Annotated in this window: 16 protein-coding genes; 1 reads left to right on the top strand and 15 read right to left on the bottom strand. The window is 70.3% G+C overall.

Features of this window, described 5'->3' with window-relative positions:
• Window positions 1-30: 30 nt before the first annotated feature.
• Both ACWD2L_RS19830 and ACWD2L_RS19825 read right to left on the bottom strand, forming a co-directional pair.
• Window positions 31-1,605 carry an AbgT family transporter gene (locus ACWD2L_RS19830; RefSeq protein ID WP_351339991.1) on the bottom strand — a complete coding sequence of 525 codons (1,575 nt, stop codon included), beginning with the start codon at window positions 1,603-1,605 and terminating at the stop codon, window positions 31-33.
• Window positions 1,602-2,852 (bottom strand): metal-dependent hydrolase family protein, encoded by a 1,251-nt coding sequence (locus ACWD2L_RS19825; RefSeq protein ID WP_351339988.1) that lies wholly within the window; start codon window positions 2,850-2,852, stop codon window positions 1,602-1,604. Before ACWD2L_RS19825 ends, ACWD2L_RS19830 begins: the two co-directional genes overlap by 4 nt.
• 90 nt (window positions 2,853-2,942) lie before the next feature.
• Between ACWD2L_RS19825 and ACWD2L_RS19820 the strand changes: the two genes are divergently transcribed.
• Window positions 2,943-4,028 (top strand): Lrp/AsnC family transcriptional regulator, encoded by a 1,086-nt coding sequence (locus ACWD2L_RS19820; RefSeq protein WP_351339985.1) that lies wholly within the window; start codon window positions 2,943-2,945, stop codon window positions 4,026-4,028.
• On the opposite strand, the gene ACWD2L_RS19815 is transcribed toward ACWD2L_RS19820, so the two are convergent.
• The 13 genes from ACWD2L_RS19815 to ACWD2L_RS19755 form a co-directional block, all read right to left on the bottom strand.
• Window positions 4,009-5,466, bottom strand: coding sequence for an MFS transporter (locus tag ACWD2L_RS19815; protein ID WP_351339982.1), 1,458 nt, complete (start codon window positions 5,464-5,466; stop codon window positions 4,009-4,011). The genes ACWD2L_RS19820 and ACWD2L_RS19815 overlap by 20 nt on opposite strands.
• Window positions 5,467-5,582: 116 nt before the next feature.
• On the bottom strand, window positions 5,583-6,896 hold the full coding sequence (locus ACWD2L_RS19810; protein WP_451190333.1) for an amidohydrolase/deacetylase family metallohydrolase: 1,314 nt from the start codon (window positions 6,894-6,896) through the stop codon (window positions 5,583-5,585).
• 59 nt (window positions 6,897-6,955) lie between these two features.
• On the bottom strand, window positions 6,956-7,450 hold the full coding sequence (locus ACWD2L_RS19805) for a RidA family protein (protein ID WP_351339976.1): 495 nt from the start codon (window positions 7,448-7,450) through the stop codon (window positions 6,956-6,958).
• 40 nt (window positions 7,451-7,490) lie between these two features.
• Window positions 7,491-9,083: an aminotransferase class V-fold PLP-dependent enzyme gene (locus ACWD2L_RS19800; RefSeq protein WP_351339973.1), complete on the bottom strand. Its 1,593-nt coding sequence runs from the start codon at window positions 9,081-9,083 to the stop codon at window positions 7,491-7,493.
• A 93-nt stretch (window positions 9,084-9,176) separates the two neighbouring features.
• Window positions 9,177-10,178 carry a LysR family transcriptional regulator gene (locus ACWD2L_RS19795; RefSeq protein ID WP_351339970.1) on the bottom strand — a complete coding sequence of 334 codons (1,002 nt, stop codon included), beginning with the start codon at window positions 10,176-10,178 and terminating at the stop codon, window positions 9,177-9,179.
• Window positions 10,179-10,297: 119 nt separating this feature from the next.
• Complete coding sequence (locus tag ACWD2L_RS19790) at window positions 10,298-10,654, bottom strand: hypothetical protein (RefSeq protein ID WP_351339968.1); 357 nt, start codon at window positions 10,652-10,654, stop codon at window positions 10,298-10,300.
• Complete coding sequence (locus ACWD2L_RS19785; protein WP_351339965.1) at window positions 10,626-11,429, bottom strand: ABC transporter ATP-binding protein; 804 nt, start codon at window positions 11,427-11,429, stop codon at window positions 10,626-10,628. Before ACWD2L_RS19785 ends, ACWD2L_RS19790 begins: the two co-directional genes overlap by 29 nt.
• Window positions 11,426-12,247 carry an ABC transporter permease gene (locus tag ACWD2L_RS19780; protein ID WP_351339962.1) on the bottom strand — a complete coding sequence of 274 codons (822 nt, stop codon included), beginning with the start codon at window positions 12,245-12,247 and terminating at the stop codon, window positions 11,426-11,428. Before ACWD2L_RS19780 ends, ACWD2L_RS19785 begins: the two co-directional genes overlap by 4 nt.
• A complete protein-coding gene (locus tag ACWD2L_RS19775; protein ID WP_351339959.1) occupies window positions 12,247-13,104 on the bottom strand; it encodes an ABC transporter permease in 858 nt (285 codons plus the stop codon). The genes ACWD2L_RS19780 and ACWD2L_RS19775 overlap by 1 nt, the downstream gene beginning before the upstream one ends.
• The gene (locus tag ACWD2L_RS19770) at window positions 13,101-14,243 is read right to left on the bottom strand and encodes an ABC transporter substrate-binding protein (RefSeq protein WP_351339956.1); all 1,143 of its coding nucleotides are present in this window, start codon (window positions 14,241-14,243) and stop codon (window positions 13,101-13,103) included. The genes ACWD2L_RS19775 and ACWD2L_RS19770 overlap by 4 nt, the downstream gene beginning before the upstream one ends.
• A gap of 15 nt (window positions 14,244-14,258) precedes the next feature.
• Window positions 14,259-15,221: a sugar kinase gene (locus tag ACWD2L_RS19765; RefSeq protein WP_351339953.1), complete on the bottom strand. Its 963-nt coding sequence runs from the start codon at window positions 15,219-15,221 to the stop codon at window positions 14,259-14,261.
• 11 nt (window positions 15,222-15,232) lie between these two features.
• Window positions 15,233-15,907, bottom strand: a complete 675-nt coding sequence (locus ACWD2L_RS19760; RefSeq protein ID WP_351339951.1) for an RraA family protein — start codon at window positions 15,905-15,907, stop codon at window positions 15,233-15,235.
• Between the two features lie 46 nt (window positions 15,908-15,953).
• Window positions 15,954-16,946, bottom strand: coding sequence for a LysR family transcriptional regulator (locus ACWD2L_RS19755; RefSeq protein ID WP_351339949.1), 993 nt, complete (start codon window positions 16,944-16,946; stop codon window positions 15,954-15,956).
• Window positions 16,947-16,983: the final 37 nt, after the last annotated feature.

Below are 16,983 nucleotides of genomic sequence, written 5' to 3'. Positions count from 1 at the left end.
TGGTGTAGATGTGAAGGAATTGTGGGTGGGTCAGGGTGTGTGGATCGACGCCCCCGGCCCCAGCGGTATGTCGAAGCCGTAGAAGATGCCGAGCACGGCCAGCCACGCCACGAGGAACGGCACCACGAAAACCGACAACCTCGAGAGCAGGGAGCCGAGTTGGGCCTCCGGCTCGTAGCGTCTGAGGACCGTGAGGAGCAGGAAGACATAGGGGTTCAGGGGCGTGATCATCTGGGTGGCCGAGTCGCCGATGCGGAACGCGGCCTGGGTGACCGCCGGTTCCATGTGGAGCAGCATGAAGGCCGGGACGAAGACCGGGGCCACCAGGGACCACAGCGCCGAGCCCGACGTGATGAACAGGTTCAGCACGCAGACCAGCAGGACGAAGGCCACCAGGCCCAAGTAGCCCGTCAGGCCCACCGATTCGAGCAGCGCCGCGCCCTTCACCGCGAGCAGCGTGCCCAGGTTCGTCCAGTCGAAGACGCCAATGACCTGCGCGATGACCAGGATGAGCACGATGTACGCGGACATGCCCGTGATCGCGTCGGCCATCATGCGCGGCACGTCCTCGAAGCGCGTCACCGCCTTGACCGTACGGCCGTAGACCGCGCCGGCCAGCAGGAACGCCACGAAGAGGAGCGGGACGATGCCGTCGAGGACGGGGGAGGGGACCAGCGATCCGCCCTCGCCGCGCAGCGGGGAGCCGGGCAGCAGCCAGCAGGTGAGGACCACGGCGGCGTAGGCGAGGACCGACAGGCCCGCGCGGAGCATGCCCCGGCGCTGGAGGGCGGTGACCTCCGTGGTGACTTCGCCCGTGGTGACGTCTGCGTCCGTCCCGGTGCCGTCCGCGGTCGGCCAGGGCAGTCGCGGTTCCAGGATCCGCGAGATGAGGAAGCCGCCGATGAGGGCGAGGATGACGCTGGCCGACGCCGTGTAGAAGTAGTTGATCAGGATGTGCGTCGGGGCGTCCGCGCCCTGTGGGAGGACCTGCGCGGCCTGGTGGGTGATGCCGGTGTAGAGGGCGTCGAGCGCGCCGATCGAGAAGCCCGCCGCGTATCCGGCGCACACGCAGGCGAAGCCGCCGATCAGCCCCGCGACCGGGTTGCGGCCCGCGTTCTTGAACACCAGCGCGGCCAGCGGCGGGATCACCAGGATCGCCACGTCGCTCATCAAGTGGGCCTGCGCCGCCACGAAGGCGACCAGGTACGGGAGGAAGGCGCGCGGGGCGCGGGAGATCGAGGCACGCACCACCGTCTCCAGCAGGCCCGTGCGCTCGGCGACACCCACCGCCGCCATCATCAGCAGTACGGTGCCGAGCGACGGGAAGCCCGTGAAGTTGGGGATGAAGTTCTCCAGGAGCCAGACCACGCCGTTCCCGGTGAACACCCCCTGCACCGCGACCGTCTTGTCCTCGCCGGGTATCCGCACCGTCGCGCCGGCCGCCGCGAGCGCGGTGGACGCGGCGCCGACGAGGACGAACAGGCCGAGGAAGAGGAGGACCGGGTGGGGGAGTTTGTTGCCCACCCGCTCGATGCCGGACATGGCCTTGTCGATGAACCCCCGTCTGGTGGGGTCCTTCTCGGGGGCCGGCGCGTGTGTCGTCATGTCCCGAGCCCGTTCTTGCTGAGCGTGCCGCCCTGTGCGACGAGGACGACGTTCCCCGGGTCGGCGAGCAGCGCGATGTCGGCGAGCGGGTCGCCCTCGCACAGCACCAGGTCGGCCCGCTTGCCCGCCTCCAGGGTGCCGATCTCGGCTTCCAGGCCGAGGAGTTCGGCGGCGGAGCGGGTACCCGTGGTGATCGCCTGGAGAGGTGTCATGCCGAGGGCGACGAGGTGGGTGAGTTCGCGCAGGTTGCGGCCGTGCGGGACCATCGCCGCGTCCGTGCCCATGGCGATCTTCACGCCTTCGGCGATCGCCGCGGAGATGTTCTCCTTGGTGATCCCGGACCAGCGGACCTTCTTCTCGTAGTGGTACGGCTCCATGGTGGCCTTGTCGATGCCGTCGAAGACCGTGGAGAGCGTCGGGACCACGAACGTGCCCCGCTCGCCCGCGAGTTCACGGGCCTGCGCCGACATGCCGTAGCCGTGCTCGACGCTGGTGACACCACCGCGGATGGCGTTGAGGATGCCCGCCGTGCCCTGCGCGTGCGCGGCGACCGGGCGGCCGCCGTGCCGGGCCAGCTCCTCGACGACCGTACGGATCTCGTCCTCGGTCAGGCCCTCGTCGTCGGGGTGGTCGTAGGGGCTCGACATGCCGCCGGTGGCACACACCTTGATGACATCGGCGCCCGCGCGCAGCAGCTTGCGCACCGCGAGCCGCACCTCGTCCGGTGTGTCGGCGATCTCGCCCATCCCGGAGCTCGGGTCGAAGCCGCACTCGGTGGCGAAGTCGGCGTGGCCGCCGGTGTGGCTGAGGATGCGGACCGCCGTGTGGATGCGCGGTCCCGCGGTCAGGCCCTGCGCGACGGCCGTGCGGTACCCGGCCGGGAGCCCGCCCAGGTCGCGCACCGTGGTGACACCGGCGTCGAGGGTGGCACGCAGGCGCTCCGCCGTGCGGAACACCTCGACCGTGCTGTCCTGCTCGTAGCGGCGCACCATCTGGCGCGCGGACTCGACACCGAGGTGGACGTGGGTGTCGATGAAGCCGGGGAGGAGGGTGCGACCACCGGCGTCGATGGTGTGTACGCCGGGTTGGGCGTCCGGCGCCGTCGCCGACGGGCCCGCGTACGCGATGAGGCCCTCGGCGTCGACGACGAGCGTGGCGTTCTCGACAGGCGCGGCGCCGGTGCCGTCGATCAGGCGGGCGTTGGTGACGCGGAGCGAGCGGGGCGAGGAAGGCTGTTGGGAACTCATGAGCGAACACTGTCGGATTCGGCGATGACGAACACGTAAAATCGCAGGAACCTGACCTGGTCCACCTAACTGTGCAGGATTTCGGCCACCGTGAGAACGCAGCATTCAGAACTGTCAGAGCCGTCGGAACCGGCCCCGGCGGAGCCCGTCGCCGACCGCACCCGGATCGACGAGCTCGACCTCGCGCTCGTGCACGCGCTTCAGGTCAACACCCGCGCCCCGTGGACACTCGTCGGCGAGGCCCTCGACATCGACCCCGTCACCGCCGCCCGCCGCTGGGAGCGGCTCGCGCGTAGCGGGGCGGCCTGGGTCGACGGGTACCTCGCGCTCGACCGCGACGAAGGGTCGGTGTACGCGCAGGTCGAGATCGACACCGGTGGGCATCTGCCGGAGGACGTGCTGACGTCGCTCGCCGCCGACTCCCGGATGCTCAGCCTCAAGCAGACGTCCGGTGGGCGCGATCTGCTGGCCATCGTGGGCGCCTCGTCGTTCGACGACCTCGCTCGGTACACCGGCGAGCGGATCTCCCGGCTGCACGGTGTGCGCGGCACCCGTATCCATGTCATCACGGCGGTGCCCTTCGAGGGGGCGCAGTGGCGGCTGCGGAGCCTCACGCCGGGCCAGCGCGCGCTGCTGCGGCCCGAGTACGCGGACGCCGGGAGCCCCGTCCCCGATGAGCCGATACGTTCCATCGACCGGCGCATCGCGCACGCGCTCGGCTCGGACGGGCGGATGCCGCTGTCCGGCCTGGCCCGTGCCACCGGGGCGAGCACCGCCACGGTCCGGCGCAGGCTGCGGGTGCTCACCGCGGGCGGGAGGCTCTCGCTGCGGTGCACGCTGGCCCGGCCGCTGACCGAATTCCCGGTCTCCGCCGTCTACTTCGGGTCGGTGCCCGCCGAGAACCTGGACCCCGCCGTGCAGGCCCTGCGCACCCTGCCGGGGCTGCGCATGTGCAGCATCACCGCGGGCACCCACAACCTCATCCTGGACATCTGGCTGCGCACACTCGCCGAGGTGCACACCACGGAGGCCCTCCTCAACCGCCGCCTCGCCGATCTCGGCCTGCGCATCACGGAGCGCGCGGTGGTGCTGCGCACACTGAAGCACGCCGGCCGACTGCTCGACCGGCGCGGCCACAGCGTGGGCGCGGTCCCGCTCAGATCGACCGGAGACTGAGTTCGCGCTCCTCCGCATCGGGATCGAAGCCCACCGGCTCCCAGCGCTTGACGAGCAGCGCGATCAGGCCGAGGACGGGCGCGCCGAGGATCACCCAGTACACCCCCGTGCCGAGGCCGGTGCTGAGGATCGGGAAGAAGAACAATGTGAGCGTCGAACCGAGGCGCAGGACCGCCTGGTTGAAGCCGATGGAGACACCGCGCATGGAGGTCGGGAACCCCAGCGAGGCGTAGCTCATGATGTGTGCGCCGGGACCGAATCCCTGGGCGAACATAAAGGCTCCCAGCATCAGGATGCCCGCCGTGACGACAGCCGTGCCCGACGGCTGCCCGATGAGCGCGAGCACCGAGATCGCGACGAGCTGGATCGCGAAGCCCAGCGTCATCATCGGCCAGGCGCCCTTCGTCGACGCCCAGCGGATGCCGAGCAGTCCGCCGGTCAGCGCGAAGACGAGGTTCAGGGTGAAGGACGACGCGATCGTGGTCAGCGGCCCCTGCGTCATGAGCGTCGCGATGATGATCGGCAGGCCGAACGCGACCGCGTTGTAGCCGAAGGTCTCCGCGAGCCCGACCGCCACCGACTGAATGGTGCGGGTGCGGTACGGGCCCGTGAACAGGCGCGCGTAGGAGGCGAGTCCGGGCCGCCGCGGCCGCTCCGACTTCCCCTCGACGTCATCGGGGACGTACGCCTCCACACCGTACGACTGCCGCAGGATGCTCGCCGCGCGGTCCAGGTCACCTTGGTCGGCGGCCCAGGTCGGGGACTCGTTCATGTACCGCCGGCGCAGCAGCAGGACCACGAGCGCGGGGATCGCGCCGAACCCGACCGTGAAGCGCCACAGCCAGCCCAGGTGGGCGTCCGGCAGCAGGAAGTACAGCGCCATGATGACGAGGTAGCAGCCGCTGGTCGCCGCGTACCAGGCGGGCGACCAGGCGGCCGTGCGCGAGCCCTTGCTGCCCTTGCCGCGCAGCCGGGAGAACTCGGCGAGGAACGCGATGGCGACCGGGATGTCCATGCCGACGCCGATGCCCATCACGAAGCGGGCGCCGATCAGCGTCCACACATCCTGCGCGACCGAGCACACCAACGCCGTAACGACGAAGAACAGCATGTTGGCCATGAAGACCCGATAGCGGCCTATTCGGTCCACGAGCCAGCCACCGACGAGCGCCCCGATCAGCGAGCCGACGCTGATCGAGGCGGTCACGACACCGGCCATCGCGGAGCTGAGGCCGAACTGCTTCGTGATGTCGGGCAGCCCGTACGCGAGCGAGCTGAGGTCGTACGCGTCGAGGAAGATGCCGCCGAGCGCGATGATCACGATCATCCGGGCGTGCTTGCCGCGCGCCGTGCCGGAGTTGACCAGGTCCGAGACGTCGGCCGCGGACCGGATCGCGACGGTTCCCGTCCCGGCGGTCGGGGGTGTGGTGGTGCTCACGGGGGCCTTCCGGTGTGCTTCCGATGGTGCGGGTGGTGCTGGTCGTGCGTTTCGTGGAATCGTATGCAACCACCGGAAGGGCCTCGTCCACTTGTCCGAATGCTGGTCAGTGCCTGTCAGTGCTCGTGTTCCCCGGTGTCCGGCTTGGCGCCCGGTGTCCACTTCGTGGCGGACTTGCCGTTGAGGTCCCACACCACCTTGCCGTCGCGGACGGTCAGCTGGGTGGTGAGCTTGCGGCTGCCGTCGATGCGGAAGCCGAAGCTGTCGACGTAGCCGAACCTGCCCTTGTCGAGGGAGAACATCGCCAGGTCGGCGGGGGCTCCGACCGAGAGGTTGCCCAGGTCGGCGCGGCCGACCGCCTTCGCGGGCTTCCAGGTGGAGGCCTCGACCACGTCCTTCAGCGGCATGCCGAGCGTGAGGAACTTGCCCATGATGTTCGGCATGTCCTTCATGCCGGCGTTCATGCTGGTGATGTGCAGATCGGTGGAGATGGTGTCGGGCGCGAAGCCCTCCTTCATCGCCTCGACGGCCACGTTCCAGCTGAAGCTGCCGCCGCCGTGCCCGACGTCGAACAGCACACCGCGCTCCCGGCCCTTGTGCAGGCCCGAATTGAGCTTGCCGTTGTCGAGCAGCTCGTTGCGCAACCCCGAGTACACATGCGAGTAGATGTCGCCGGGGCGCAGCTTCTCGCCGAGGAGCTGCTCGATCGGCCGCTCCGGGTGGTTGGCGCCGAAGTCGACCATGACGGGGAGGTCCGCCTTGGTGCCCGCCTCGACCGCGTTGTCGACGGCGGCCCAGTCCTTGCCCTCGTAGTGCGCGGTCTTGATGCCGACGACGGTGTCCGGGTACTCGGCCGCCTTCTCGGCCGCGGGCCCCGGCTTCATGTCACTGACGTCCTGCTCGACCTTGGCGCCGCCCATGCCCTTGCCGACGATGTTGAGGAAGGCGAGAACCCGGGTCTGGGACCGGTCGATGATGTTCTTCTTGAACAGCTCGAAGTTGGCCGCGCCGGATGAGCCCGCGTCCACCGCGGTGGTGACACCCGTGCGGAAGGTGAAGCCGTCGGGCGACACCCCGTTCTTGCCGTTCGCGTAGTCGTCCTCGGGGCCGGGGAACAGGTGGGCGTGCAGGTCGATCAGGCCGGGAGTGAGGTACGTACCGGCCGCGTCGACCGTCTGTTTCGCGGCGGAGGAGTCGATGTCCCTCGCCACCTTCGCGATCTTCCCGCCCTTGACCGCGACGTCGCGGACCGCGTCCACGTGGTTCTTCGGGTCGATGACATGGCCGCGCTCGATCACCAGGTCGTAGGCCTCGGCCTTCGCTTTCGCGCCCGCTGCCGAAGGCGCCGAGGCGCCCGCTGTCGCCGCGCCCAGCACCAGCGTCACCGCCGCGGGGAGCACGAGCCAGTGGGCCCGCTGTCTTGCCTCCATGAAGCACTCTCCTTGTACGAGTGGGACGGAATGAGTGGGACGGAATGGGGTCCCGGCGGTCAGATGACGGCGATGCAGTCGATCTCGACCAGCGAGTCGCCGGGGATGCCGGCCGCCGCCGCGATCGTGGTGCGCACGCCCGGTTCGGGGCCCCAGCGGCCGAGGAAGACCTCGTTCATTCCGTCGTAGTCGTCGAGGGTGTTCAGATAGACATTGATCTTCAGCACCTTCGCCATCGAGGAGCCCACGGACTCCAGATAGCGCTCCACCTCGTTGAGTACGTGGTCGGTGTGCGCGCGGATGTCGCCCTCGAAGTGGGCGCCGATGCCGGAGATGAAGACCATCGAGCCGTACGTGACGATCGGGCTGAAGAGCGGGTTCTCCGGTGGCTTCTCGCCGTCGGGGTAGTGCACCTCCTTGCGCGGCTTGTCCGGCTTGCCGTGCCGGGCGTCGGCGGCCGAGGCCGTGCCCGCTCCCGCCACCACGGCCGGTACGGCGGCGACGGCCGCCACTGCGGGGGCCCTGCGGATGAAGTCCCGTCGGTTCGAGGTCACGCGTCCTCCGATGAAGGTGAGAGTGGTTGCGAAGTGGTGCTCAGGACGTGCGGGTCGCCTTCCAGCTGCCCTTGAGGTACTCGCCCAGATCGACGCGTCCGCTCATCGCGTCGCCGGAGAGCTTCCCGGTGAAGGTGTACGAGAGGGAGTCGCCGTGCTCCTCGCCGTAGCTGCTGGTCACCGTCACCTCGTCGGCGCTGACGGACCCCGTGGCGGCGCGCGAGACGATGTCGCCGCGGTGGGTGCCGGTGAGTTTCGCGCCGTCCTGCTTCAGCGTCAGCTTGTGCGCGCTGGAGGCGCCGGCCGCGTAGGTGATCTCCAGGGACCAGGTGCCGCTCGCGTCGACGGCAGGAGGCTTCGGCTTGGCGGGGGCCGGGGGCGGGTCCTTGAGCTGCTTGACGATGTGGTCGGCGATGGTCTTCTCGTCGCCGGGTTCCAGCATGTACGGGGTGATGGCGAGGCCCGATTGCGAGGGCTTCTTGCCGGAGGCCGGGTTGATGGCGATGCGCGGCTCGCCCTCCCACAGGGCGTCCACGATCGTCTGGCCGACGACACCGCGTTTCTCCGCGTCCCAGTACAGATTGAGGGTTGGTGTGCGGTTGGACAGGCCCTCCGGCTGGACGAGTTCGGAGGTGACACCCGGGACGGCGGCGGAGACCCGTTTGGCGATGGTCCTCAGCCATGAAGTCCACCTCGCGTACTCGGCCTTGTGGTCGCGGCGCACCCACATCTCGACGGCCGCGAGCATGCCCATGGCCTCTTCCTTGCCGACCTTGAAGCCGCGCGCGTAACCGTGGTGCGGCGCGCTGTGCACCCAGGCCGCGCGCACCAGGTCCTCGCGGCCGAGCAGGACGCCCGCCGACTGCGGACCGCGCAGCGCCTTGCCGCCGCTGTACGCGACGAGGTCGGCGCCGCGCTCCAGATGGACATTGGGGATGGTGAGCACCTCGGCGGCGGCGTCCACCAGGACCGGCACGTCCTTCGCGTGGGCGAGCTCGGCGATCGTCTTGAGGTCCAGCTCGCTCTCGTCGACGCGGGGCATCGCGAAGACGTAGACCAGCGCGGTCTGCGGGCCGAGCGCCGCCTTCATCTCCTCACGGGTGGCCACCTCGACGACCTTCAGGCCGACCGCGCTGATCGCGGCCTCGTACACGTTCCGGGAGTGCTTCGGGATGACCGCCTCGGTCTTGGCGAAGCCGCTCAGGTCGGGGATCTGGATGTGCAGATCCGGGTTGCCGCCCGCCGTGCAGGCCGCGGACGCGTGTGTCAGGGCCGCCGAGCAGCCGGAGCTGACCATGCCGAACTCGGCTCCGGTCAGCTCGCCGAGTCGTCTGCCGACGCCGTCGGCCAGCTCGTCCAACTGCACGTACTGGCGGGCCGCGCTGTCGATGGCCTCGCGCACCTCCGGCAGGATCAGCGAACCGCTCAGGACGGTGTAGGTGCCACGGCCGTTGATGAGCGGCCGGACACCGATGCGCTCGTAGCCGCCCTTCTTCGCGGCGGCCCCGTCCTTGTACGGGGAGGTCTCCGCGGCCGCCGCCTGCCCCGCGAACAGCGGGCCGAGCGCGAGCGCCCCGCCGGCCGCCGCGCTGCGCCCGAGAATCGTGCGACGTGTGACTGGGTCAGTACGCATCCGAACCCTCAACTTCCGCCTCGTTGACCGGTGTTGGACTTAGGACCTGTCGTTTGGGTCAGGTCCTAACGCTAGGAACGTCGCCGTCCGGCGTTAAGCGCGCCGTGCTGATGCGGGTATTCGCAAGTTGGATGAACCGGGGGATGAGCCGTGCGGGGAGTCTCCCGTCAGGTCCCGGGTGCCTGCCGGTGCCTCCGATGCCTCGATCTCGCGCAGCAACGTGCGTGCGGGAGGTGTCAGTGTCCGGGTGGTGGACCAGTGCACCGCGACCCTGCGCCCGCAGGGCACATCGAGCCTGCGCGCCACGACGCCCGAGGTGTCCGCGGTGGCGACGGCGAGCAGGTTGGTGACACCGATGCCGAGGCCGCTGCGGACCAGCGAGATGAGGGTCTGCGGCTGGTTGGTGGCCTGTACGGCGTTGGGCTCGAGGCCGCGTTCGCTGAACGCGCGGTACGTCTCGAAGCCCATCGCCTCGGACGAGCCGAGCCGGCCGATGGTGATCAGGGGATGCGCGGCCACCGCGGCGAGCGGTAGTGGCTCCGGCAGTTCGGCGAGCAGATGGTCGGGCGGGTGCACCGCGATCAGGCCCTCCCACCACAGCGGCCGCGACTCCACCGAAGGGCCCGGCGGAGGTGCCATGGGGCGCAGGCAGATGTCCACCTCGCCGCTCGCCAGCGCCGCGTCGAGCTCCAGGGTGGAGCGCTCGACCAGCACCACCTTGATGGCGGGGCGGGTTCGTGCCATGCGTTCGAGGAGTTGCGGCACGAACGCGACGCTCGCGCTCGGGTAGCTGCCCAGCGTCACCACCCCGCGCGCGGCGCCGCGGTACCCGGCCATCGCGGCCTCGGCCCCCGCGAGCCGGCGCAGGATGGCGCGTGCGTGCTCGGCGAGGACCGCTCCCGCGTCGGTGGGTGTCACAGGGCGCCGGTCGCGGTCGAACAGCGGCACCCCCGCCTCCCGTTCGAGGGCGGCGACATGCATGCTCACGCGCGGCTGGGAGCGGTGGGTCAGCTCGGCCGCCGCACTGAAGCTGCCGGTGTCCACGACGCCGAGGAAGGAGACGAGCCATTCGAGACGCAGATCGGAACGGAGCATGCCTCTCGTCTACCGTCGCCCGCGCGCCGCGGACCAGAAGGGACCGGCTTTCAGAGGAGGGCCGATACGGTTTCCGAATAGCGTGCGAAGCCGTGAACCCGCCTGCCCGGCAAGCGGGTTCAGCGCGGCGCTCCCCCTGGCGCCCCGATGTGCTCGATCCAGTACTCGCGGGTCAGCGCGTCCACCCCGGCCGGTGCCACCCCGCGCAGATGCACCACATGCCCGTCGGTACCGGCGATCCGGCCGTGCTTCTGCAACTGCAGGATGTGGTACCGCTCGGGCTTGAAGTCGAGTTCGACGTCGACCGCGAACCGCCCTCGGGGGTCGCGGAGTTCGCCCACCCCCGAGTCGACCTTTCCGGTGGCCTGCACGCTCAGCCACACCTGGTAGACGATGACGAGCAGCACCACCACCGCGATCTTCCGCAGCGTGGGACTCTTCGCGGTCCTACGAAGAAGCGACGACGTCGGCGGCACCGTCCTCACCCCCATCCCCTGCCAGCAGTGCGTTGACCCGGTCCACGGTGGCCCGGAATCCCGGCAGCGTCACGGCGGCGTCCCAGCGCCGCGGCCGGGGCAGTTCGACGTCGACGATCTCCCTGACCCGGCTGGGGCGCCGGGAGAGCACCACGACGCGGTCGGAGAGGAACACCGCCTCGTCGACGTCGTGGGTGACGAAGAAGACCGTCGGGCGACGGCTCTCGAAGATGCCGGTGAGGTCCTCCTGCAGCTTGCGCCGGGTCTGCGCGTCGATGGAGGCGAACGGCTCGTCCATGAGCATCACCGCCGGTTCGTTGGCGAGTACGCGGGCCACGCCGAGCCGCTGCTGCATGCCGCCGGACAGTTCGTGCGGATAGCGGTGCTCGAAGCCCCCGAGGCCGACCAGGTCGAGGAACTCCCTTGCCCGGTCGGCGCGTTCGGTCTTCGCCACGCCGCGCATCCGCGGCCCGAACGCGACGTTGCCGAGCACCGTCTTCCACGGGAAGAGCGCATGGCTCTGAAACACCACACCTCGGTCGGGGCCGGGGCCGTGCACGGGCGCGCCGTCCACGGACACCGTGCCGCCGCTCGCCTCGACGAACCCGGCGACGATGTTCAGGACGGTGGTCTTGCCGCAGCCGCTCGGCCCGAGGACCGACACGAACTCGCCCTCCTGGACGCCGAAGGAGACCTCGTCGATGGCTGTCACCTCCTCGCCGCTGTAGGCGTCGGCGTAGGCCTTGCGCAGCTTGCTGATCTCCAGAGCGGTCATCCGTCTGCCTCCAACGTCCTCACCATTCCCCAGCGTTCGACGGTCGCCCGCTCGAACGGGGCCAGAATCAGCGCGTCCAGCGCGTACCAGAGCGCGCCGAGGACGACCATGCCGAGGAAGACCTGGCTGATGTCACCGACCCGGCGCGCGTCGAACATCATGTAGCCGATCCCGCTGGTGCCGACGATGATCTCGGCGGCCACCAGCGCCCGCCAGCCGTAGCCGAGCCCGGTGCGGACGCCGCCCGCCACCGAAGGCAGCGACCCCGGCACGATCACCTCGACGAACACCCGCCACCGCCCGGCCCCGAGGCTCCGCGCCGCCCGCACCAGCTCGCGCGGCACTTGTTCGACGCCTGCGACGACGCTGAGCATCAGCGGGAAGACGATGGTGTAGACGATCACGAAGGTGACGGCGGTCAGGCTGAAGCCGAACCAGACGATGACGATCGGCAGCCACGCGATGTCCGCGATCGCCTGGAAGAACAGCAAAATCGGCCAGAAGAACCGGCGCAACGGGCCGATCATCGCGACCGCGAAGCCCAGCGGCAGGCCGATGAGCAGCCCGAACCCGACGCCGTACGCGAGGCGGGTCAGGGAGTCGGAGAGATAGCCCGGCAGGATGCCCTTCTCCAGGAGGCCGCCGAGCGTGGTGACTACTTCGCCGGGGCCGGCGAAGAACGACCGGGGGAACACCTCGAACTCGGCGAGCAGCCACCACAGGGCGACGACCGGCACGAACGGGCCGAGCGTGCGGACCGTGCCGCTGCGCAACAGGCGCCGCCACATGGGCATCGTGGCCGTGGACAGTGCGGTCATCAGCGGTTCACCCCCGTCATGCCCCAGCGCTCCACGGTGCGCCGCTCAAGAGGCGCGAGCAGCAGCCGGTCCATCAGCAGCCACAGCACCCCGATGATGACCATCGAGGCGATGATGACGTCGGTGCGGAAGTATTTCTGCGCCTGGAACAGGGCGTAGCCGAGGCCCGCGCTGCCCGCGATGATCTCGGCGGCCACGAGCCCACGCCAGCCGTACCCGAGACCCACGCGAAGGCCGGTCACGATACTCGGCAGGGCGCCCGGCAGCAGGATCTCCCAGAACATCCGCACCCGTCCTGTCCCCAACGACCTTGCCGCGCGCAGCAGTTGGACCGGGATCTGGCGCACGCCCAGCATCGCGTTGTACGTCAGCGCGAAGAACATCGCGTTCCACACGATGAAGATCACCGCGCGGTCGCCGTAGCCGAACCACAGCGTCGCCACCGGGATCCACGCGATGCCCGCGAGCGCGACCGAGAACCGCAGCAGCGGCGCGAAGAACGCGGACAGCGCGCGGCTCGACCCGAGGGCGATGCCGAACGGCAACGCGGTCACCAGCGCGAGCACGATCCCGATGCCCATCCGCCGCAGGCTCGCGCCCAGGTGCCGGACCAGGTCACCACTCGCCGCCATGTCACCGAGCGCGCTGGCCACGTCGGTCACCTGCGGGAACACCCGCAGTGGTGTCCCCGTGACGGCCACCGTCACCGCCCACGCGACGGCGAGTACGGCGAGCGGCCCGAGGAACCAGAGCGCGCGGCCGAGCCGGGAGCCACCCCGCTTACGAGGCTCTCGTGCGTGGCCCGACAGGGCGGCCGCCGGGCGCGGGGGAGCCGCCTTCGTCGTCGGCGGGGTCACGACGGGCAGGCCTTCGAGGCACTCGCCCGGTCGAAGTGGTATCCGCCCTTGACGGCCGCCGCCTTCGGTACGTCGGGCAGATCACGGAAGAGCTTCGGGTTGGCCGCCATCACCTTCAGGATCGGCTCCGGGTCGAAGTACTTGTCGACGTCGAAGCCGGACTTGACGGCGCCCTGCTTGGCGAGCAGCCGGGCCTGGGTGTCGAGGGCGAGGTAGTTGCAGGCGGAGAAGCGCGGATCGAGCTGCTTCACGTTGTACTTCATCGCCTCCACGGCCACCGGCTTCTTCGTGCCGGGCAGCCACCGGGTCGCGGAGTCGGCCGCGTCCTTCGGGTTCTCGCGCATCCAATGGTCGGTGCGCGCCCGCGCCGTCAGGAAGCGCTCGACGACCTCGGGGTGCTTCTTCGCGTACGAGGGTGTGGTGACGATGTAGCCGATGAACGGGATGTGCCCGCCGCCGCGCAGCACCTCCTTGGCGCCGTCGACCTGGTCGACGATGGTGATGGGGAACGGGTCCCAGACGATCGCCGCGTCGATGCCGCCGGTCTTGAGGGCGACCGCCATGTCCGGCGGCTCGGTGTTCACGATCTTGACGTCGCCGGTCTTCAGGCCGGCCTCGCGCAGCAGACCGAGCAGGTAGAGGTGGTTGATGGAGCCCTCGGAGACGCCGATCTTCTTTCCGCGCAGGGTCTTGAGGTCCTTGCCGTCCACGCCGGACGCGGCGGTGGTGACGACGGCCATCGTCTCGTCGATGCTCTTCTGGCTGGACGAGCCGGTGTAGTTGCCGACCAGCGACAGGTCGATGCCCTTCTGGGCTGCGGCGATCGCGGGTGTGCCGACCTGGATGAAGTCGACCTCGCCCGCCTGCAGGGCGTTGAGCGCGTCCACGCCGGTCGGGTACGGCTGGGCCAGCTTCACGTTGAGGTTCTGTTCGTCGAAGTACCCGGCCTCCACCCCGGACGGCAGGCCTATCTGGTCGATGGCGGACACATATCCGGCTCTGACGCGGACCGGCGCCGCCGCGCCCGCGCCGGATGCACCCTCCACGGCATCGTCCACGGTGGAACCGTCGGAGCACCCCGCAAGCAGCAGGATTCCCGAGCATGCCGCCACGGCGATGTGGCGTGTGGCGCGAACCATTGGCTTCTCAACTCCTCATCGGACAGGCGTGGTTGACGGTGATGGTCGACGGTCCTTGAGCTCGCTCTCGACGGTGTCGCGGTGCGGGATCGGGGTGACGGCGCCCGGCCCGGTCGTGGTGAGCGCCGCCGCGACCGCCGCGTACCGGGCGGCCTCCGTCGCGGTGGCCCCGGCGAGGAGGCGCGCCGCGAAGGCGCCGTCGAAGGTGTCACCGGCTCCGGTGGTGTCGACCGGGTCGACCGGGTGCGGCGGGATGCGGGTGACCGTCCCGTCGTGAGCGAGGAGCGCGCCCTGCTCGCCCATCTTCAGGACGACGACCGAAGGCCCGCGACGCACGAACTCGGCCACGATGTCGTCCGGCGCCGTAAGCCCGGTGAGCAGCCGCCCCTCGGCGAGGTTCGGCAGCGCGATGTCGCAGAGCTCGACGCTGCGCCAGACCACGGCGCGGGCCCGTTCGGCGGGCCACAGGGCGGGCCGGATGTTGGGGTCGTAGCTGACCAACGTGCCGTTGTCCCGCGCGAGTCGCATCGCGTGGAAGGACGCGTCGCAGGCCGAGGTGGAGATCGCCTGCGTGATGCCGCTCAGGTGCAGGAGGCGGGCCCGGGCGATCGCCTCCTGCGGAATGTCGGCGGGGGTGAGCCGACTGGCGGGGGACTGGGCACGGTAGTACGTGAAGGAACTCTCGGTCGGCGTACGGGAGATGAAGTAGATCCCGGTCCGTCCGCCGGGCTCGCGGATGACGTGCTCCGTGCGGATGCCCTCCCGTTCCCACAGCCGCAGGAAGGCGCCACCGAAGTCGTCGTCCCCGATACGCGTCACGTACCCGGTGTCGACCCCCGAACGTCGGGCCGCCACACAGAAGTTGGAGGTGTCACCGCCGTGTCCGACAGTGAAGGAGGCGCCCGCGTCGACCGGACCCGGCGTATCCGTGGACGTGTTGAATTCGAGGAGGGGCTCGCCCAGCGCGAGGATGTCCATGGCGGCCGGCCTCAGATCCGGTGGTACTTCTCGAGCCCGCCCTGAAGCGACCCCGATTCCAGGATCAGAGCCGTCTGTTCGCGCTCCCTTCGCTCGATCTCCTGCGCCGCGTCCAGTACTTGGGGCACGCGGTCGGCGGGTACGCACACCACGCCGTCGCTGTCCGCGACGATCAGGTCGCCGGGGTACACCCGCGTACCGCCCATCTCCACCGGCTCGTTGAGGCTGACCGTGCGGTAGCGGCCGACGGTGGTGGCCGGGACGCCGCCGCGGGCGTAGACGGGGAAGTGCGGGTAGTCGCGGCGGATCTCCTCGATGTCGCGCACACCCGCGTCGAGGACCGCGCCCGCGACGCCGTTGGCGACGGCGCCCGCGCTCATCAGGCCGCCCCACACCGCGACGTCGGCGCCGCCCGCCGCGATGCAGACGACGCTGCCCGGCGCCGACTCGTCGATGGCCCGCAGCGCGTGCTCCGGCGGGGCGGGCTCGGGCGAGGGGACCTCCAGGACGGTGACGGCCGGGCCGACGAGCTTGCCGGGCAGGACCTGGCGGATGGTGCCGGAGAGGTAGCCGTGCGCTCCGAACTGCTCGACCGCGTCGGCGACGGACGCCGTGGCGATCGAGCGGAACGCCTCGATGGTCTCGGGGGAGAAGGAGTTGGCCATGCGGTATGTGCTCCTGTCCATGTCGGCGAATCGACTGGGGCAACCGTAGGAGCGCACTGATGGCCCGTCAGTGCTCGCTCGCGAATGCTGCTATTCGACTAGCGGATGGCGCGGGCACGGCAGGGGCGGCCCACGGCCAGGTCGGCCCCGGCAGCCGGTCGAGACACTCCCGTACCGCCGCGACCGCGGGTGACTCCTCGCCGGTCCGCCACCAGGTGGCGACCGCCCGCTCGCAGCCCGCGTCGCGGATCGGCACGAGAGCCACGCCCTCGGTGTCGGCGGTGGTCATGGCGAGCGCGTTGGTGACACCGACGCCGAGCCCGTGCCGGACCAGGGAGATCAACGTCTGCGGCTGGTTGGTGCGTTCGCTGATCACCGGCCGCAGGCCGAGGTTGGCGAAGGCGAGGTTGGTCTCGTACTGGCGGCTGTGCCCGTCGTCGCTCTCCCCGATGCTGATCACCGGCTGGGTCACCGTCTGCGCGAGCGCCACCTCGTGCGCGCCGGCCAGCGGATGGTCGGCGCGGAAGACCGCGACGAGCGGCTCGCGCCACAGCACCCGGTTGGCCACCCGGTCGGAGCTGACCAGCGGGTGCAGCGGTCTGACGGCCAGGTCGACGCCCCCGTCGCCCCCGTCGGCGAGTCGTTCGCCCAGCTCCAGGCTCGGCCCCTCGTGCAGGACGAGCCGCACCCGCGGATACGCGGCGCGCAGGGCCCGCACCGCCCGCGGGTACAGGTGGGCGGCGGCGCTCGGATAGCAGCCGAGCCGGACCGTCCCGCACACCGCCCCCTCGGTGCTCTGTGCCATCAGGTCGAGCCGCCGCAGGATCTCCTCGGCGTGCGGAAGCAGTCCCCGCCCCTCGGGGGTGAGTGTCGCGGGCTGCACGGAACGGTCCACGAGCCGTCGCCCCACGAGCCGCTCCAGCGCGGCGATGTGGCTGCTCACCCGCGGCTGGGAGCGGTAGAGGGTCTTGGCGGCGGCCGAGAAGCTGCCGTGCCGGGCGACCGCCACGAAGCTGACGATCCAGTCGATGCGGTAGTGGTGCACGCTTGCGAGGTCCATGACGCCTCCAGTTACCGAGATCGACCGGAACGCTACC

The sequence above is a fragment of the Streptomyces sp. NPDC002754 genome (genome assembly GCF_053592315.1).
The sequence above is the reverse complement of the archived record's forward strand: the minus strand, read 5'-3'. Positions and strand labels throughout refer to the sequence as shown.